The organism is Streptomyces sp. NPDC104226 (assembly GCF_055584085.1).
The window spans coordinates 240,301-257,834 of the sequence record NZ_JBVJMS010000005.1; the positions used below are offsets into that span (position 1 = coordinate 240,301).

Below are 17,534 nucleotides of genomic sequence, written 5' to 3' on the forward strand. Positions count from 1 at the left end.
ATCCGTGGACTTCCAGCCGACGCAGGACCAGCGGGACCTGCGGGCAGGCGTACGGGACCTCCTGGAGGGCCGCTACGACCGCGACGCGCTGCGCGCCTCGGTGGACGGGGCGGCCGCCACCGGCCGGTCGGTGGACCGGGCCCTGTGGCGGGAGCTCGGCGAGGCCGGGTTCTTCGCGCTGCGGCTCCCGGAGGACGAGGGCGGGGTCGGCCTCGGGCTCCCCGAGGCCGTCCTCCTCTTCGAGGAGGCCGGGCGGGCGCTGCTGCCCGGCCCGCTGGTCGCCACCCACCTGGCCGCCGGGCTGGTCGCGGGGGCCGCGGAGGGCGCGGCGGTGGTGACGGCCTTCGACATGGAGGGCCCGCTGGTGGCCCACCTCGGCGAGGCCGACGCGGTCCTCGGCGCGGACGGGGAGCCGGTGGAGGTCTACGCCGGGGAGCCGGTGCGCTCCGCGGACCCGCTGACCCCGCTGGCGCGGGTCTCCGTACCGGGACGGCCGGTCGCGGCCGGGACGTACCGGGACGAGGGCGCACTGCTGACGGCGGCCCTGCAGCTCGGCAGCGCGCTGCGGACGGTGGAGCTGGCCGTGCGGTACGCCAAGGAGCGCGAGCAGTTCGGGCAGCAGATCGGGGCGTTCCAGGCCGTCAAGCACCTGTGCGCGCAGATGCTGGTGCGGGCCGAGGTGGCCCGTACGGCGGTCTACGCGGCCGCCGTGACGGCCGACCCGGCGGAGGTGGCCGGAGCCAAGCTGCTGGCCGACGAGGCGGCCGTGCGCAACGCCAGGGACTGCCTGCAGGTGCACGGCGGGATGGGCTTCACCTGGGAGGCGGACGTGCACCTGCACCTGAAGCGGGCGTGGGTGCGGGCGGAGCAGTGGCGGACGGCGGCGCAGGCGGAGGAGGCACTGGCGGCGGAGCTGCTGGCGGCGGCGGAGTAGGCGGGGGGCCGAGCCGGGGGCTGTGCGGGGGACTGTGCGGGGGACCGGCTGTGCCAGGGTTCGGTCGCCTGCTCGCTCGCTGTGACGGAGGGGTGCGGGAGGGACGGCGCGGGACGCATGTCCGATTACAGAGAGTTGATATCGGTTTGTGTCCTTCGCCCGACTCATTGCGGCCCGGAGGCGGGGGGTCGCTCCGGTACGCTCCCGGGAATGCAAGCGGTTGAGCGGCGGAAGCGCCGCACAGTATGCACCACGCCTACTCCTTCACGCTGGAATATGCCCGAAGCGCTTGTTGTGGTGACTGTAGGTCAACCATGCTGCTCCGCAAGGGGGTCACGCGCTGTGACCCCGTCGTCCCCTCGTGAGGCGAAGTGTCCGCCGGTTCGGATGGTGTGAGCGGTGCAGGTGCTTCAGGTGCAGCTGGAGGTAGGACCGGACCCCGCCGAGGTCGGCCGGGCCCGCCGATGGGCCCGCTCCCGGCTCGCGGGCTGCGGCATAGGGGATGACGAGCCGCTCGCCGAGACGCTGATCCTGCTGATCTCCGAGCTCGTCACCAACGCCGTCGTGCACACCGGCTGTCCGGCCGTGCTGCGCATGCTCTTCGGGGAGCCGGGGGTGCGGGTGGAGGTCGCGGACGCGAGCGACCGGGCCCCGTCCCCGCGGCAGGCCGCCGGGGACGACACGGGCGGCCGCGGACTGGAGCTCGTGGACGGGCTCGCGGACCGCTGGGGCTGGCAGCGCGAGGGCGCCGGGAAGCGGATCTGGTGCGAGATCGACCGCGAGGAGAAGACCGCGGAGGGGATCGCGGAGGGGATCGTGGAGGAGGCTCTGGAAGGGGTCGCGGAGGGGCGGGCGGACATCCTTGGCGGCGGGCCGGAAATCCGTTCCGCGATCCGGGAACCGCACGTGTACCTCTAACGAGGTGTTGACGGTTCGTCAACTGGTGATCACTCTTGTGTTCAACGATTCGTCGCGAGGGGACGCCAAGGGTCAGTCCTGCCTTGACGAGTGCGGGTCGTGGGGTGGCGGCCGCCGTGCCGCGCTCGGGGCGCGCATGCGCGCCGCCGCCACCCGCAGGTACCGGGAAGTACGCGGACGGAGCTTGGGGCATGGACGACGACGAGAAGCTCAAGCGCCGGCTCGGGATCGCGAACTGGAGGCACCTCTCCCGGGAGAAGGTGGTCCGGTTCGCGGCGATGATGCCCGACATGGGCAGCGAGGCCCGCCTGAAGCTCATCGAGATGTTCCCCGAGTTCAAGGACCTCGCCAAGCACTCCGTGGAGTCGATACGCAAGGCGCACAAGGCCACGCTCGACGCCAACGAGAAGAGCCAGGAGCGCTTCCAGCAGGCCTCCCAGGATCAGCGTGACGCCCTCAGGGAAGACCTGCGCAGGGACGACCTCGACGCGGAGCAACGGGATTCCCTGCACGACCGCATGCAGCGGAACGTGGACCAGGCGGCCGAGAAGGACAGCGAGAACAAGCGGTTGCAGGAGAGGCTGTTCCAGACGGTGGCGGCCACCGGCGTCGCCGCGGCCGCCCTGGGCGCCGTCTTCGTGGGAGCCAAGATCGTGGGCGCGACCAAGGACGGCCCGGAGGAATCCCTGGAGGCCTGAGCGCTGCTCCGCGGGATCCGTACGCGGGGAACCATGAGGTGTACATGACGTGTCTCTTGTGCGGGTGACACGTCACTCCACCCCGAGAACCCACCCTCACCGCAGGAGGAGCGCAGATGGCAAACCCGTACGAGGTGACGCCTCCGTCCACCCCGAGGCGCCGCGGGAGCAGACTCCCCGGATTCCTCGTCCTCGTGCTGGTCGTCGCGGGCGGCTACGGAGCCTTCCAGTGGCTCGGCAAGGACGGCGGCGGGAGCGACGCCAAGCCCTCCTCCTCCGCCTCCTCACCGGCTTCCGCGGCGCCCTCCAAGGACCCGGGGAACCCGGAGTCCTCCTCCGACACGTCGAGCTCGTGGGCGGTGGGCGACTGCGGCGGCCCCGACCCGGACAACAAGCCGGACGGCTACCGGCCGCAGAAGTGCTCGGCCTCCGGCGCCACCTTCAAGGCGATCGACATCAAGGACGCCAGTATCCTGCCGGGCGCGATCCAGTGCCCGCCCGGCACCGACCTGATGATCCAGGTGAGCATCTCCTACGGTTCCGCGAAGTCGGGCGGCATCCCCACCAACACCGTGTGCGGCCGGAACCTGACCGGCGAGCACCCCGGCGACGCGGGCGCCGGCGGCGGCCAGCTGGTCCAGGGCGACTGCGTCACCGACCAGGCCCAGGAGGTCCCCTGCGCCTCGGGCGGCTCGGGCGCGTACAAGGTGCTCGGCCTGGTCAAGACGAAGGCCGAGTGCCCGTCCGGCACCACGGAGCCGATGCAGCTGACCATGGCGGTGGGCCGCCCGTACGACGTGATCTGCGCCAAGGGCTGACCGTAGGGCGACCGTGGAAGCGGTGGTCCCGGACCACCGCCTCTCGTCGGCGACTTCGTGGCCGAGGGAATCGGCGAACTCCGGTCGGCCTCCCATCAGGCCGTGAGGGCCTGGGCTTCATCGCGGTTCGGCAGGGCCGTCCGCTCGCACGTCGGAGGCCGGCTGCGGAGGGCTGACCATCGCCTGAACCACAGCCGCAAGTAGCTGGGCACGCTCTTGGGTGGGAAGCTGCGCCTCCATGACCAGCCGTTCTGCGGCGAGGTAGCGGGACAGCTCCAAGGGCTGGTCGAAGTAGGCGCGCAAGTGTCCGGCGGAAGATTCCTGGGATCGGACGAAGGTGCGACTCACGTAGCCGGCGAGCGCGGCAGAGGTCACCCCGAGAGCGCCGGCGACGATGCTTGCGGTGGTCGTTTTCGCGACCAGAGCCAGCAAGGTGAATCCGACCAGGAGGATGAAACCGGTACCCATGGCGAGCTGTGCGTTCCGGAAGGACTTGGTCGCCTGCCCCAAGGCGGTCGCGTGGTAGTGATCCAGTCTCCGGTGGTTCACTCTCCACAGGTCTGAGAACAGCAGGCCGCTGCGTTCCGGAGTGCCGATCCCCCCGCCTTCGGACTGGGGCGGATGGTGGAGGCGGAGGTTCTCTTCGAGGTTCTCCTCCGCTTCGCGGACCCGGGCGCGCGATTCGTTGCCGTTCCTCTCCTCCCGCCGCAAACGGGAGTAGAGCACCAGCGCTGGTCTTGCGGCCGTCAAACCCCCGCACAGCACCAGTACTCCCGCGAATGCCGTGAGCGGCTGGGGAAGCGGCTTCTCCTTCTCCGGGGTCGAGGCGGATTCGCGCTGCACCGTCACTTCGATCGGGCACTCGACGGGTTTGCTGAGGGTGAGGGAGAGGGTGACGCTCGTGGCAGAGGTCCGGATGGGGATCTCCACCATGTTGCGAGTCAAGTTGGCGGCCGCCTCACCCGGCACCGACTTCTGGAAGGGCTTCGCCTGACCGTCCACGGCGCGGACGTCGATCGTCGTGCCGCGGCCGCAGGTGAAGTCCTTCGCGATGGAGACGGACAGTTCGGCTCGCTCGTACCCACGGGGTATGGGGAAGGTGAACGCGACGGGTTTACCCGAGTCCACTTCCTCCGTCTTCCCTCCCGCCTTCTCCCAGAGGGTCAGACTTCGGCCTTCGGTGTGGGACTGGTCCTTCGCCAGCGTGAAGAGGAGCATGCCGCCGGCGGCGAGCAATGCTGCCAGCAGGAGCATCAGGGGCTGGTCCCGGCCCGGTGGGCCGGGTGGGAGGTTCGCGCCACCACGTGGGTCCGTCATGACAAACGAGCATGACGACCGGCGGGCTGCGCCGTACCGGAAACGGCAATCTCAAACAGGCGGAAGGGCAGTGGCGGACGCACTCCAGGGCGTCGACCACTGCCCCCCTCGTGCGCCCGGGGTGTGGCCCCCGCTCAGAGGATGGCGATCGGGGCCACCGGGGTGCCGACCGCGCCGACGAAGGGTTCCGGCATGGCGGAGAGGAGGAACGTGTAGCGGGATTCTTCCGCACAGGCTGTGGACAACTTTTCGAGGTTCCAGTTCTGGCCCTGGTGCATGCCCATCTCGACCAGGTCCAGTGCGTGCACCGGCAGCCACAGGTTGTCCAGCTCCGGCGGGAAGATCTCGAAGGTCAGCGTGTCGTTCGCGACGGCCGCCACGTCCCGGGCGTGGAACCACTCGGGCGTACGGACGGACAGGCCGGGGGACGGGTAGCCGTAGCCGTGCTTGTCGCCCGCCAGGTAGACCTGCACCTGGCCGGTGCGGACCAGGACGATGTCGCCCGCGCGGACGGTGACCCCGGCGAACTCCTCGGCCTCCGACAGGTCCTCGGGGGTGACCGCGTGGCCTCCCGGGAGCCGGTCCAGGCCCTTGGCGCGGGCCACGTCCAGCAGGACCCCGCGCGAGACGATGTGCCCGGCCTTGTCGATGCCGCTGAACTCGGCCCGCCCGTGGGCCGTGATGGTGCCGGCCGGGCGGCCGTTGTAGATCTTCCCCGAGTGCGAGACGTGCGTGAGCGCGTCCCAGTGCGTGCCGGCCTGGAGGCCGAAGGTCACCGCGTCGTCGCTGCAGGCCACCGTGCCCGGGCCGAAGAGTTCCTGGTTGATCTGCACCATCGTGTGCAGCGGGTTGATCCGGCCGGGGATCATGCCGGACTGCACCCCGTCCTCCTTGAGGGGGAGGGCCAGCGGGATGCGGCGCCCGGTGCGGATCTCGGCCGCCGCCGCGCGGACCACCTCGTCGGTGATCAGGTTGAGGGTGCCGATCTCGTCGTCGGCGCCCCACCGGCCCCAGTTGTTGACGCGCTTGGCGATGTCGTGGAACTCGGCGGGCATGGCCATGGATCTCATCAGCTCCTTGAGGGGCAATCGGGCCGTGGTGGCGAACTGGGGCTTGTGCTCGCGCATCGAGGTGCCCATAGAATCTAACGGACCGTCAGAAAACGCGGGAAGGGGCCGGACGTGGGGAACTTCTTGGCAGGCAAAGTCGTCGCCGTCACAGGCGCCGGCCGGGGCATCGGACGGGCCGTGGCACTCGCCGCGGCCGCCGAGGGCGCCAGGGTCGTCGTCAACGACTACGGCGTGGGAATGGAGGGCAACGAGCCCACCAGCGAGATCGCCGAAGCCGTGGTGAAGGAGATCGTCGCCGCCGGTGGAGAGGCCGTGGCCGTCGCCGACGACATCTCGACCATGGCGGGCGGGCAGCGCATCGTCGACACCGCGCTCGCCCAGTACGGACGCATCGACGGAGTCGTGTGCGTCGCCGGCATCCTCCGCGAGCGGATGCTGTTCAACATGTCCGAGGAGGAGTGGGACCCGGTGGTCGCCACCCACCTCAAGGGCACGTTCACCGTCTTCCGCGCGGCCTCCGCCGTCATGCGCCGCCAGGGCACCGGCACGCTGATCGGCTTCACCAGCGGAAACCACCAGGGCTCCGTGGCCCAGGCCAACTACAGTGCGGCCAAGGGCGGGATCATCTCGCTCGTCCGGTCGGCGGCCCTGGGGCTGGCCAAGTACGGGGTCACCGCCAACGCCGTGGCGCCCGTCGCACGCACCCGGATGTCGGCCAACGTGCCGATGGAGCTCAAGGAGATCGGCGAGCCCGAGGACGTGGCGGCGCTGGTGACCTACCTGCTCTCCGACCAGGCCGTGGCCGTCGGCGGGGAGAAGATCACCGGGCAGGTCTACACGATCGCCGGCCCGAAGATCGCCGTCTGGGCCCAGCCCCGCGAACTGCGCGCCGGCTACGCCGAGGGGTCCTGGACCCCCGAGAAGATCGCCGACTTCCTGCCGGGGACGGTGGGCACCGACCCGATGCCGATGCTCGCCCAGCTCGAAGCCATGGCCAAGGCGGCGGCCGCCAAGGAGCGCCCCAACGCGTAAGCCCTGGCCGGGCGTTCGGGGGCGCTGCTCGGGCTGCTCCAGGCGTTCCGGCTGCATCGGCAGCTCCGGGTGTTCCGGGCGAGCCCGGTGGACCCGGTGGATGCGCGCGTACGCGTGCCAAGGCGCGAGAGGCCGGCCGCAGCGGCCGGACAGGACCCAAGGGGGGTACCGACCATGGACTTCCGCTTCGACGAGGAGGACGAGGAGCTGCGCGCTCACGCGCGGGCGTGGCTGGCGGAGCACCTCGTGGGCCCGTACGAGGAGGCCGTCGGCCTCGGCGGGCCCGGCAGCGAGCACGAGGGGGTCGAGATCCGGCGCGCGTGGGAGCGCGAGCTGGGCCGGGGCGGCTGGATCGGGCAGGGCTGGCAGACCCCCGGGGGCGGTGACGGCGCTACGGACGGTGCCGGCGGCCCCGCCGGGGCGCAGGGCCCGTACGGATCGTGCGGCCCGTACGGGAACCGGCGGCTCTCCCTCACCGGGCAGGTCGTGTGGGCCGAGGAGTACGCGGCCGCGCGCGCCCCGGCCCGGGTCGGCCACATCGGCGAGAACCTCCTCGCGCCGACCCTGATCGCCTACGGCTCCCCGGAGCAGCGGGCCCGCTTCCTCCCCGGCATCGCCCGCGGCGAGGAGCTGTGGTGCCAGGGGTACTCCGAACCCGGCGCGGGCTCCGACCTCGCCGGGATCCGCACGGCCGCCGTGCGCGACGCGTCCGACGGCCTGTACCGGGTCACCGGGCAGAAGATCTGGACCTCGCTCGCCCAGGACGCCGAATGGTGCTTCGTCCTGGCCCGCACCGAGGCCGGGTCGCGGCGCCACCGCGGGCTGTCCTTCCTGCTGGTCCGCATGGACCAGCCGGGCAGGGTCGAGGTCCGGCCGATCCGGCAGATGTCGGGAACCTCGGAGTTCAACGAGGTGTTCTTCGACGGGGCCGTCGCCGCCGAGGTGGTCGGCGGGGAGGGCAACGGCTGGTCCGTGGCCATGGGGCTGCTCGCGCTGGAGCGCGGGGTCTCCACGCTCGTCCAGCAGATCGGCTTCGCGGCCGAACTGGAGCGGGTGGTCCGGGCGTACGTGGACACCGGCGCGGGCGACCCGGCCCTGCGCGAACGCCTCGTACGGCAGTGGGCCGAGCTGCGCACGATGCGGTGGAACGCCCTGCGGACCCTCGGCTCCCAGGACGGGGACCCGGGTGCGCCCAGCGTGGCCAAGCTGCTGTGGGGCGGCTGGCACCGGCGGCTCGGGGAGCTGGCGGTGGAGGTCCGGGGAGCGGTGGCCACGGCCGGGCCGGGGCACTGGTCGCCGGGGACCCCGTACGAACTCGGACTCGACGAGGAGCAGCGGCTGTTCCTGTTCACCCGCGCCGACACCATCTACGGCGGCTCGGACGAGATCCAGCGCAACATCATCGCCGAGCGCGTGCTCGGCCTGCCTAAGGAGTCCAGATGAGGGGCGTCGTATTCGACGGCAAGCAGGCCCAGGTGGTCGACGATCTGGAGATCCGGGACCCGGGGCCGGGGGAGGTGCTGGTCGCGATAGCGGCGGCCGGGCTGTGCCACAGCGATCTGTCGGTGATCGACGGGACGATCCCGTTCCCGCCGCCGGTGGTGCTGGGGCACGAGGGCGCGGGCGTGGTGGAGGCGGTCGGTTCCGGGGTCACGCACGTGGTGCCCGGTGACCACGTCTCGCTGTCCACGCTCGCCAACTGCGGGGCGTGCGCCGACTGCGACCGCGGCCGGCCCACCATGTGCCGCAAGGCGATCGGGATGCCGGGGCAGCCGTTCTCGCGCAGCGGCAAGCCGCTCTTCCAGTTCGCGTCCAACTCGGCCTTCGCGGAGCGGACGATCGTCAAGGCCGTGCAGGCCGTGAAGATCCCCAAGGACATCCCGCTGACCTCGGCCGCCCTGATCGGCTGCGGGGTCCTGACGGGCGTCGGCGCCGTGCTGAACCGGGCGAAGGTGGACCGGGGCGAGAGCGTGGTCGTCATCGGGACGGGTGGCATCGGGCTGAACGTGCTCCAGGGCGCGCGGATCGCGGGCGCCACGACCATCGTGGCGGTCGACGCGAACCCGGCGAAGGAGGCGGTGGCCCGGCAGTTCGGCGCCACGCACTTCATCGACGCCTCTGCGGTGGCGGACTCCTCGGCGGCCGTGAAGGAGATCCTGCCCACGGGCGCCGACCACGCCTTCGAGTGCGTGGGCAACGTCAAGCTGATCCGGCAGGCGATCGACCTGCTGGACCGGCACGGACAGGCGGTCCTGCTCGGCGTGCCCGGCTTCAAGGAGGAAGCGGCCTTCCAGGTCTCGTCCATGTACCTGGACAAGACGATCATGGGCTGCCGGTACGGGTCCTCGCGCCCGCAGCGGGACATCGCGCTCTACGCGGAGCTCTACCGGCAGGGCAGGCTGCTGCTGGACGAACTGGTCACGGAGGTCTACCCGGTGGAGGACTTCGCCAAGGCCGTGGACGACGCCCACCACGGGCGGGTGGCCCGCGGGGTGCTCACCTTCTGAGTCTTCTGAGCCTTCTGCGTCTTCCGGGCGTGGCGACCGCTGCCGAGCGCGGGCGGGTGGTCCGGGTCAGTTCTCCCGGACCACCCAGGCCAGCGCCAGCGCCGGCGTCAGGCCGGCGAGGAAGGCGGGCAGCCGGTGGTAGCCGCCGACCTCGAACTCCAGGGCAACGGGCAGCAGCAGGACCAGCCCGCACAGCAGGATGCCGAAGACCGGCAGGTGCAGGACGGGGCGGAACCGGCGCAGCCGCGTCACCTGGAAGTCGTACAGCTCCGACTTGATCCAGGCGCCCGCTCCGATGAGGAACGGCAGGACGAAGAGCACGGCCATGACGTAGCCGAAGACCAGGCCGGCGGGAGCCAGCGACCAGTGCTCCGCGGCGCCCTCCTCGGGGTGGCCGGGGGCGTAGTAGGCGTCCACGCGCATCCCCGGCTCGGGCTGCCGGCTGGTGCTGTACCCCTCCAGGACCAGCTCGCGCGGGCCGGCGGTGAAGGGGACGCGCACGAGGAGGTCGGTGGTCCAGAAACCCGCGGTGTCCTCCCCGGGCGGGCTGTACTCGGAATCGCCGACCGGCCGGACGATCTCCACCTTGCGCTGCTCGTAGCCGATCCGTTCCAGGTGCTCGCGCTCCATGCCCTCCGCGCTGGAGCCGGTGACACCCACCATCCAGGCGGCGGCCACCGCGAACGGCACCCCGAAGGCGAACAGCCAGCTCAGGACCCGGTCCGTGGGGCGGGCGCCGGGCAGCGGCCGCGGCTTGTCCAGCGGACCGTACCGGGCCCGGTACGAGGCCACGACCCAGCAGCAGGCGAAGAAGGCGGAGGCTCCGCCGAAGCCCAGCTCGGCCGTCAGCGGCGGGTAGTCCGAGACGGCCAGCAGTGCGCTGAGGATCGCGGCGAGCGCGCAGCCCACCGTCAGCCAGCCGGTGACGCCGGTCCACCGGCTGTGCCCCGGCTCGTACGTGTCTCTCATGGCCCCCCGCCCGTTCGAGAGGGGCAGGATAGCTTCCCGCGGCGCGCCGTCGTCGGTGCGTACGTCCGGGACCGGCTCACGGAAGGCTTGCGGCATGCGGAAACTGATCTACGGCATGAACCTGTCCCTGGACGGCTACATCGCGGCGCCCGGCGACGACATCGGCTGGAGCGTGCCGAGCGACGAGCTGTTCGGCTTCTGGTCCGACCAGCTGGTCGGGATCGACCTGGAGCTGTACGGGCGCAAACTGTGGCAGACGATGAGCTCCTACTGGCCGACCGCCGACCAGCAGCCCGGGGTCACCCCGGCGGAGGCCGAGTACGCACGCCGCTGGCGGGACCTGTCCAAGGTGGTGTTCTCCTCGACGACCGAGGAGGTCGACGGGAACACCCGGCTGGTCACCGGCGACGCGGTCGCCGAGATCACCCGGCTCAAGGCGCAGGACGGCGGCCCGATGCACATCGGGGGTGCGACGCTCGCCGGGGCCGCCGTGCGGGCCGGGCTGGTCGACGAGTACGTGCTGGCCACCGCACCGGTCCTGGTGGGCGGCGGCACGCCGTTCTTCACCGCGCTGGACACCTGGGTGAACCTGAAGCTGGTGGAGACGCGGACGTTCCCCTGCGGGGTGATCCTGACCAGGTACGAGACTAGGCGCTGATGCGAAGACCTGCTGAGGCGCTCGGCGTTCGTCAGTCGGCGAAGCGGCCGAAGCGGCCCTTGTGGAAGAGGAGGGGGTCGCCCTCGCCGGCCGCGCCCATGGCCTCGACCTTGCCCACCACGATGAGGTGGTCGCCGCCGGTGTGGACGGCGTGGATCCGGCAGTCGATCCAGGCGGGCACCGCGTCGAGCTGCGGCGAGCCCGTGGCCGGGGCCGGGGTGTGGGTGACGCCGGCGAACTTGTCGGCGCCGCTGACGGCGAAGGCCCGGCACAGGTCGCCCTGTTCGGCGCCGAGGATGTTCACGCAGAACACCCCGGTGCGCGCGATGCGGGGCCAGGTGGTCGACGTACGGGCCACCATGAAGGTGACCAGCGGCGGGTCGAGGGAGAGCGAGGCGAAGGACTGGCAGGCGAAGCCGGCCGGGCCGTCCTCGCCCTCGCCGGGCGGGGACGTGATGATCGTGACCCCGCTGGCGAAGTTCCCCAGAACGGCCCGGAATTCGGCGGGGCTGACGGGCGCACGCTCGTCTTCGCCGACGGCCCGCAGATCGGGGCGGGGCAGTGCTTCGACGGGTTCGGATCCGGGCTCCGCGGCGGCGGAGGGGAGGGAGCCGACTGATCTGAGGTATCGGACGACGGTGGCCGCCATCCCTGCGTGTCCCATCACATTTTCGATTGAACCTGACGGTGCGTCAGATGGGAAGGGGGGTGTAGGGTCCACCCTGGGTTGAACGTGTTCAATTAATGGTCCGGGGGGATCGCCATGGGTTCTGGGGCTGGGGCTGGGGCTGGGGCTGGTACGGGTGCGTGGAACGGTGTGGTCGTCGCCGAGCCGAAGCGCCGCGACTGGAGCGCCATCGCGCCGGGTGCGGAGACCGTGGCCGGGGGGCAGTTCGTGGCCGCCGGGGTGTTCTGGCAGATGAACACCTTCGCCACCGTGGTGGACGACCCGTACGGCCGGGGCTACGGCGGCGGACTCGGCGTGCTCTTCGGACTGTTCTTCGTCTGCGCCGTCCTGCCGCTGCTCGCCTTCGCGGCCGGCTGGGTGCACAGCACGCTCGTCACCGTCCCCGTGCTGGAGCTCTCCAACGCCCTTGGCGTCCGCACCCGGATCCCCGCCCCCTGGTGGTCCCTGCCGGTGCTCGCCGCGCTCGGCGTGCTGTACGCCGCCCCGGTGGCCCTGCTGACGAGCGCCCCGTACGCCGCCACGTGCGGCTGGCTCGCGGCCGCCGGGGTGCTTCCGGTGGTGGTGGCCGTGTACGCGCGGATGCGGCAGCGGACGAAGTCCGCGGTACGGCGCCGGGCGCTCTGGGTGTCCGCGACGGCGGCCGTGGTGGCCTTCGTCGCCGGCTCCTCCTGGTCGTCGTCCTCGGAGCCGTACCGGCCGCCGGTCCTGTCGCAGAGCGACTACGTCGGCGTGTGGACCGGCGACGGAGTCCGGTTGGAACTGGACGCGCAAGGCGGCGTGATGGCGGAGAAGCTCCCCGTGGAGGACGGGTTCGAGGTGGTCGACCGCTGCTCGGGGCGCGGCACGTGGAAGCCCCGGGAGGCGGACGAGGACCTCTACGAGCGGGCCGCCGTAGTGCTCACGGTGCCGGAGTGTGAGCAGGCCGCACGGGTGTGGAACCTGGCGGGCACGGCGGCGGAGCCCGAGCTGTTCGTCATGATCGGCGACCCGGACGGCGGGGACGTGCGGGTGCTGCGGAAGCGGGTGCGGTAGGCGGGCGGGGTGGGCGGGAGCGGTGGGCGGGCGGGGGTGCGGGCGGGGGTGCGGCCGTACGGGTGGTTCCACCGACGTGCGGGGTTTCCCGGGGCGCGTGCCCCGTACGGGCTCGGCATCGTGGCGGGGGTCGGGGGCCCGAGGCGGACTCCCGGCCCCCGCAGCAGCGCCGCACGCACGCACAGGAGGCCCTCATGCTCGGCACCGACTTCCGCAAGGGATCGCCCAACTGGCTCGACCTCGGGAGCCCCGACACCGACGGGGCCGTCTCGTTCTACACCGGCGTCTTCGGGTGGGAGTACGTCTCCCTCGGCCCGCAGGCGGGCGGCTACGGCTTCTTCCAGGTCGACGGGAAGACCGTCGCCGCCCTCGGGCCGCTCACCGAGGAGGGCGCCACCCCGGCGTGGATGCTGCACTTCGACACCCCCGACATCCAGGAGACGGCGGCCGCCGTCAGGGCGGGCGGCGGAGTCGTGCGCATGGAGCCCGGGGACGTGATGGGGGAGGGCTGGCTGGCGCAGTTCACCGACCCGCAGGGCGCGGAGTTCGCGTGCTGGCAGCCGGGGAAGACCGGCGGGCTGGGGCGGGCCTCCGAGGTGAACACCCTGGTCTGGGCGGAACTGCACGTACCCGACCCGGTCGCGGCCGTGGAGTTCTACGCCGGCCTCTTCGGGTGGCGCTCCGCCGAGATGGAAGCCCCCGGGATGACCTACCGGGTGCTGAGCATCGCCGACGGGGACCAGGAGGACGGCTCCTTCGGCGGCGTCGCACCCCAGGGTGACGGCGTCGGTGACGAAGTCCCGCGCTGGGTGCCGTACTTCCACGTCGCCGACGTGGACGCGACGGTGGCCGCGATCCGGGGTGGCGGCGGGTCGGTGCTGATGCCCGCCGCGGACGTCCCGGAGGTCGGGCGGATGGCGTGGACGGCGGACCCGACGGGAGCGGTGTTCGCGCTGCTCACGCCGGACCCGCGGATGTAGCGGCTCGCGGGGGCCGGCGGAGCTACCGGCCGAGGTACTTCGGGGTGCGGCGCTCCACGAAGCTGGCGACCCCTTCGTTCGCGTCGGCCGTGGTCATGTTCAGCTCCTGGGCGGTGGCTTCGGCGGCGAGCGCGGTCGCCCGGTCACCGTCGAGGGAGGCGTTGACCAGCTGCTTCGTCAGGGCCAGGGCGCGGGTGGGGCCCTGCGCGAGGCGCTCCGCCCACTCCCGGGCGGTCTCCTCCAGGGCCTCGGCGGGAACCACCTTGTTCACCAGCCCGAGCCGCTCGGCCTCGGCCGCCGGGACGGCGTCCCCGAAGAACATCAGCTCCTTCGCCTTCTGCGGTCCCACGAGGCGGGGGAGGAGGTACGCGCCACCGCCGTCGGGGACCAGGCCGCGGCGGACGAACACCTCGATGAAGCGCGCCGGTTCGGCGGCGATGACCAGGTCGCAGGCGAGCGCGAGGTGGGCGCCGATGCCGGCCGCGGTGCCGTTCACCGCGGCGATGACCGGCTTCTCGCAGTCGAGCACGGCCGTGATCAGCCGCTGCGCGCCGAGCCGGATCATGCGGGCCACGTCGCCGACGACCCGCTCCGCCGGGGCGGCCGGGGAGCCGCGCAGGTCGGCGCCCGCGCAGAAGCCCTTGCCGGTGGCGGTGATGACGACGGCGCGGACGTCGGGGTCGGCGGAGGCCTCGGCGAGGAGCGCGATGACGCGCTCGCGCTGGTCCCAGGTGACCGCGTTCATGGCCTCCGGCCGGTTGAGGGTGATCCAGCAGACGCCGCTCTCGAATCGGTGGAGGACCTCGTCCTCGGGGGTGCCGGTCATGGTGCAACTCCTCGTCGGGGGTGATTGGTTCGGGCGGTCCGGGGTGGGGCGGGCTGCGGGTGGGGCGGTGCCGGGGGTGGGGTGGGGTGTTGGTCTGGACTCATGATTTAGGCGCCCTGTGCCGGGCTCCGACAGGGAGACGGCCTGTTCTCGCGCCACAAATCACGTTTTACGTCCAGACCAACACCCCACCCCACCCCCGTCCCCACCCCGCGCGACATCCCTCCGGCCCGGCCGCCTTTCCAGCCCCGGCGAGCCGTAGGCCCCTGGTGGGCCTTCTGTCCCGGCCGGGGTGTGTTCCTTTCAGCCGTCCGGCGTTTGAGGACCGGGGTCTGGGGCGGAGCCCCAGGGGGTCCGGGCGCAGCCCGGGGCACCTATTCAGCCTCGCCGGCGTTTGAGGCGCGGGTCCGGGCAGCGCCCGGGGAACGGTGGAAGGGTGGGTAGGGGAGCTTCGCCCCGCGCAGCGGCAACCGTCGGAGCCCGGGGCCGGGGGCGGGCCCCGGGTCCGGGCTGCGGGGGCTCCGCGAGGGGGCTCAGCGGCAGATGGCCAGGGCGTCCAGGGCGACCGCCCCCTGGCCCCGGGGGAGAACCATCAGCGGGTTGATGTCCAGCTCCGACAGCTCGTCGCCCAGTTCCATCGCCATCCGCTGGACCCGGAGGATGACCTCCACCAGCGCATCCACGTCGGCGGGGGGCGCCCCCCGGACCCCCTCCAGCAGCGCATGCCCCCGCAGCTCCCCGAGCATCGCCCGCGCCTGGTCCTCCCCGAACGGCGGCACCCGTACGGCGACGTCGTGCAGCACCTCCACCAGGACCCCGCCCAGACCGACGGTCACGGTGGGGCCGAAGAGTTCGTCCTGGGTGACCCCGACGACCATTTCGACGCCGCGCTCCACCATCTGGCAGACGAGGATCCCGTCCAGCGGGACGTTCTCGTAGCGTGCGATGTCCGTGAGCTCGCGGTAGGCGTCGCGGATCTGGCTCGCCGAGGTCAGGCCGATCTTGACGAGGCCCAGTTCCGTCTTGTGTGCGAGCTGCGGCCCCGAGGCCTTCATGACCACCGGGTAGCCGACCAGGCCCGCGGCCCGTACGGCGGCTGCCGCGCTGGTCACCAGCTGCTCCCGGGGCACCCGTATCCCGTAGGCCCGCAGGAGCTGCTTCGCCGCGTGCTCGCTGAGCTGCTGGCCCGGGCGCATGAGGGCCTGGGCCTTGCGGAAGGAGGGCGAGGTGGTGCGGGGGGCGTCTTCGAAGGGGGAGCGGTAGGAGGCGGTGAAGCGGTGGTGGCCGAGGTAGGCGCGGACGGCGGTGATGCAGTTGCCGAAGGTGCGGAAGGTGGCGACGCGGGAGGAGCCGAGGAGCGTGGTGCGGTAGGCCTCCTCCGTGCCGACCGGGGAGCCCCAGATCACGCAGATGAGTTTGTCGGTCTGTTCGGCCGCGTCCACCAGGTCCTGGGCCAGCTTGTCGCTCATCGGGGGGAAGGGGCCCGTGATCGGGCAGATCAGGACGCCGACCGAGGGGTCCGCGAGGATCGCGTCGATGATTTTGCGGCCGCGCCAGTCGCCTACGGGGTGGCCGCCGTTGTCCACGGGGTTGGAGACGCCCAGGTACTCGGGGATCCACTGGTGCAGCTCGTCCTGTTTGGCCTGGGAGAGCGTGGGGAGGGTGAGTCCCGCCTCGGTGGCCAGGTCGGAGAAGTGGGCGCCGGTGCCGCCGGAGATGGAGTAGACGACCACGCCGTCGGCGAGGGGCTTGCGGGCGCGGGCCAGGAGGGCCGCGGTGTCCTGGAGTTCGTCGAGGCCGTCGACCCGGATGACGCCGAACTGCCGCATGGCGGCGTCGACGACGGTGTCCGCGCCGGTCAGCTTCCCGGTGTGCGAGGCGGCCATGCGGGCGCCGGTCTCGGTGCGGCCGACCTTGACGGCGACGACGGGGACGCCGTTGCGGGCGGCCCGGTCGGCGGCGAGGAGGAACTGCCGGCCGTCCTTGAGGCCCTCCACGTAGCAGGCGATGGCCCCGACCTCGGGCTGCTCGGCGAAGTAGGAGATGAAGTCGGAGGTTTCGAGGTCGGCCTCGTTGCCGGTGGGCGCCCAGTGGGAGAGGCGGATGCCCAGCTCCTGGAGGGTGTACACCGGTCGGCCCTGGTGGCCGGACTGGGTGATGAGGGCGATGGCCGGGCCGTCGAGGTCGTCGCGGAACTTCTCGAAGGCGTTGAGGTTCGTGTTGGGCCCGAGGAGGCGCAGGCCAGAGCGCTGTACGGCGGCGCCGAGCCGGGCCTGGGCGGCGGCGCCCTCGTCGCCGGTCTCGGCGAAGCCGGAGGCGAAGGCGACCGCGAACTTTACTTTGGCCTCCGCCAGTTGCTCCACGACCGGGAGCGGGTCGGCCACGAGGAGGACCGCGAGGTCCACCTGTTCGGGCAGGTCGGCCACGGAGGCGTGGCAGGGCAGCCCGAAGACCGTGGTCCGGGTGGGGTGTACGGGGTGCAGCCGGGCGCCGACGCGTTCCGCCCAGGCGATGAGCTGGCGGGTGATGCCGGTGTTCGGTCTGCCGTCGGCGTCCGAGGCGCCGATGACCGCCACGGACTCGGGCCGGAAGAACCGGTCCAGGTCGGGAGCGTCGGCGTGCAGGGGCCGACCGCTGACGTCCAGCGCGACCGTGTCCTCGGCGGACGGAGCCGCTGTGGAGTGGACGGCCGTCCTGGGGGTTTCCCCGCAGGCCTCGACACGTGCGCGGAAGTCGGTGGTGAGGGTGCCGTGAGTAGATCCAAGCATCGTTCCGCCCGCTCCTGCTCGTTGAACCTCGACGAATCTCAATAACTGACGCGTAGTCAGATTACTGAACTGACGTGCCGTCAGGAACAGGGATGCACAGGAAAGCTGGTGGAGGTGATGTGTGGAACGCCTGCTGCCCGGCTCCCGGACCCCTCCCGGGGTGGTGTGCGGGACGGGTCGCGGGATGGCGTGCGGGGCCGTCCAGGGAACGGTCTCAGATCGAGGGGGCCCGGTCCAGACCAGTATTCGGCCGAGGTCAGAGGGGTGCGACGGCCGCACGGGGACGGCCGCCCGGCCGGGCCGGAGGCCGCGCCGCTCC

The 17,534-nt window shown here is 72.1% G+C and carries 16 protein-coding genes; 10 read left to right on the forward strand and 6 right to left on the reverse strand.

Going from position 1 to position 17,534, the window contains the following annotated elements:
• The first annotated feature begins 4 nt into the window (after window positions 1-4).
• From ACZ60J_RS17510 to ACZ60J_RS17525, 4 genes are all read left to right on the forward strand, one after another.
• Window positions 5-934, forward strand: coding sequence for an acyl-CoA dehydrogenase family protein (locus ACZ60J_RS17510; protein ID WP_469682768.1), 930 nt, complete (start codon window positions 5-7; stop codon window positions 932-934).
• 399 nt (window positions 935-1,333) lie between these two features.
• Window positions 1,334-1,852: an ATP-binding protein gene (locus tag ACZ60J_RS17515; RefSeq protein ID WP_469682770.1), complete on the forward strand. Its 519-nt coding sequence runs from the start codon at window positions 1,334-1,336 to the stop codon at window positions 1,850-1,852.
• 191 nt (window positions 1,853-2,043) lie between these two features.
• Entirely contained in the window at window positions 2,044-2,550 is a 507-nt protein-coding gene (locus tag ACZ60J_RS17520; protein ID WP_469682771.1) for a hypothetical protein, read from the forward strand.
• Between the two features lie 116 nt (window positions 2,551-2,666).
• Window positions 2,667-3,368, forward strand: a complete 702-nt coding sequence (locus ACZ60J_RS17525; protein WP_469682773.1) for a hypothetical protein — start codon at window positions 2,667-2,669, stop codon at window positions 3,366-3,368.
• Between the two features lie 117 nt (window positions 3,369-3,485).
• Here ACZ60J_RS17525 and ACZ60J_RS17530 read toward each other — a convergent pair whose 3' ends face one another.
• Complete coding sequence (locus ACZ60J_RS17530; protein ID WP_469682775.1) at window positions 3,486-4,622, reverse strand: hypothetical protein; 1,137 nt, start codon at window positions 4,620-4,622, stop codon at window positions 3,486-3,488.
• A 197-nt stretch (window positions 4,623-4,819) separates the two neighbouring features.
• Window positions 4,820-5,746, reverse strand: a complete 927-nt coding sequence (locus tag ACZ60J_RS17535) for a cyclase family protein (RefSeq protein ID WP_469683265.1) — start codon at window positions 5,744-5,746, stop codon at window positions 4,820-4,822.
• Window positions 5,747-5,866: 120 nt separating this feature from the next.
• Here ACZ60J_RS17535 and ACZ60J_RS17540 point away from each other — a divergent pair, with 120 nt between their 5' ends.
• The 3 genes from ACZ60J_RS17540 (at window position 5,867) to ACZ60J_RS17550 (ending at window position 9,294) form a co-directional block, all read left to right on the forward strand.
• Window positions 5,867-6,787 carry an SDR family NAD(P)-dependent oxidoreductase gene (locus ACZ60J_RS17540; protein WP_469682776.1) on the forward strand — a complete coding sequence of 307 codons (921 nt, stop codon included), beginning with the start codon at window positions 5,867-5,869 and terminating at the stop codon, window positions 6,785-6,787.
• A gap of 174 nt (window positions 6,788-6,961) precedes the next feature.
• A complete protein-coding gene (locus ACZ60J_RS17545) occupies window positions 6,962-8,230 on the forward strand; it encodes an acyl-CoA dehydrogenase family protein (protein WP_469682778.1) in 1,269 nt (422 codons plus the stop codon).
• Window positions 8,227-9,294: a Zn-dependent alcohol dehydrogenase gene (locus ACZ60J_RS17550; RefSeq protein WP_469682780.1), complete on the forward strand. Its 1,068-nt coding sequence runs from the start codon at window positions 8,227-8,229 to the stop codon at window positions 9,292-9,294. The genes ACZ60J_RS17545 and ACZ60J_RS17550 overlap by 4 nt, the downstream gene beginning before the upstream one ends.
• 66 nt (window positions 9,295-9,360) lie before the next feature.
• On the opposite strand, the gene ACZ60J_RS17555 is transcribed toward ACZ60J_RS17550, so the two are convergent.
• Window positions 9,361-10,263: a hypothetical protein gene (locus ACZ60J_RS17555; RefSeq protein WP_469682782.1), complete on the reverse strand. Its 903-nt coding sequence runs from the start codon at window positions 10,261-10,263 to the stop codon at window positions 9,361-9,363.
• A gap of 94 nt (window positions 10,264-10,357) precedes the next feature.
• Here ACZ60J_RS17555 and ACZ60J_RS17560 point away from each other — a divergent pair, with 94 nt between their 5' ends.
• Entirely contained in the window at window positions 10,358-10,921 is a 564-nt protein-coding gene (locus ACZ60J_RS17560; RefSeq protein ID WP_469682783.1) for a dihydrofolate reductase family protein, read from the forward strand.
• A gap of 31 nt (window positions 10,922-10,952) precedes the next feature.
• Here ACZ60J_RS17560 and ACZ60J_RS17565 read toward each other — a convergent pair whose 3' ends face one another.
• A complete protein-coding gene (locus tag ACZ60J_RS17565) occupies window positions 10,953-11,570 on the reverse strand; it encodes a flavin reductase family protein (RefSeq protein ID WP_469683267.1) in 618 nt (205 codons plus the stop codon).
• 168 nt (window positions 11,571-11,738) lie between these two features.
• Between ACZ60J_RS17565 and ACZ60J_RS17570 the strand changes: the two genes are divergently transcribed.
• Both ACZ60J_RS17570 and ACZ60J_RS17575 read left to right on the forward strand, forming a co-directional pair.
• Window positions 11,739-12,641, forward strand: a complete 903-nt coding sequence (locus ACZ60J_RS17570; RefSeq protein ID WP_469682784.1) for a hypothetical protein — start codon at window positions 11,739-11,741, stop codon at window positions 12,639-12,641.
• 194 nt (window positions 12,642-12,835) lie between these two features.
• A complete protein-coding gene (locus tag ACZ60J_RS17575) occupies window positions 12,836-13,621 on the forward strand; it encodes a VOC family protein (protein ID WP_469682785.1) in 786 nt (261 codons plus the stop codon).
• A gap of 22 nt (window positions 13,622-13,643) precedes the next feature.
• Here ACZ60J_RS17575 and ACZ60J_RS17580 read toward each other — a convergent pair whose 3' ends face one another.
• Entirely contained in the window at window positions 13,644-14,447 is an 804-nt protein-coding gene (locus tag ACZ60J_RS17580) for an enoyl-CoA hydratase/isomerase family protein (RefSeq protein ID WP_469682786.1), read from the reverse strand.
• A gap of 533 nt (window positions 14,448-14,980) precedes the next feature.
• Window positions 14,981-17,215, reverse strand: a complete 2,235-nt coding sequence (locus ACZ60J_RS17585) for an acetate--CoA ligase family protein (protein ID WP_469682788.1) — start codon at window positions 17,213-17,215, stop codon at window positions 14,981-14,983.
• Between the last annotated feature and the right edge of the window lie 319 nt (window positions 17,216-17,534).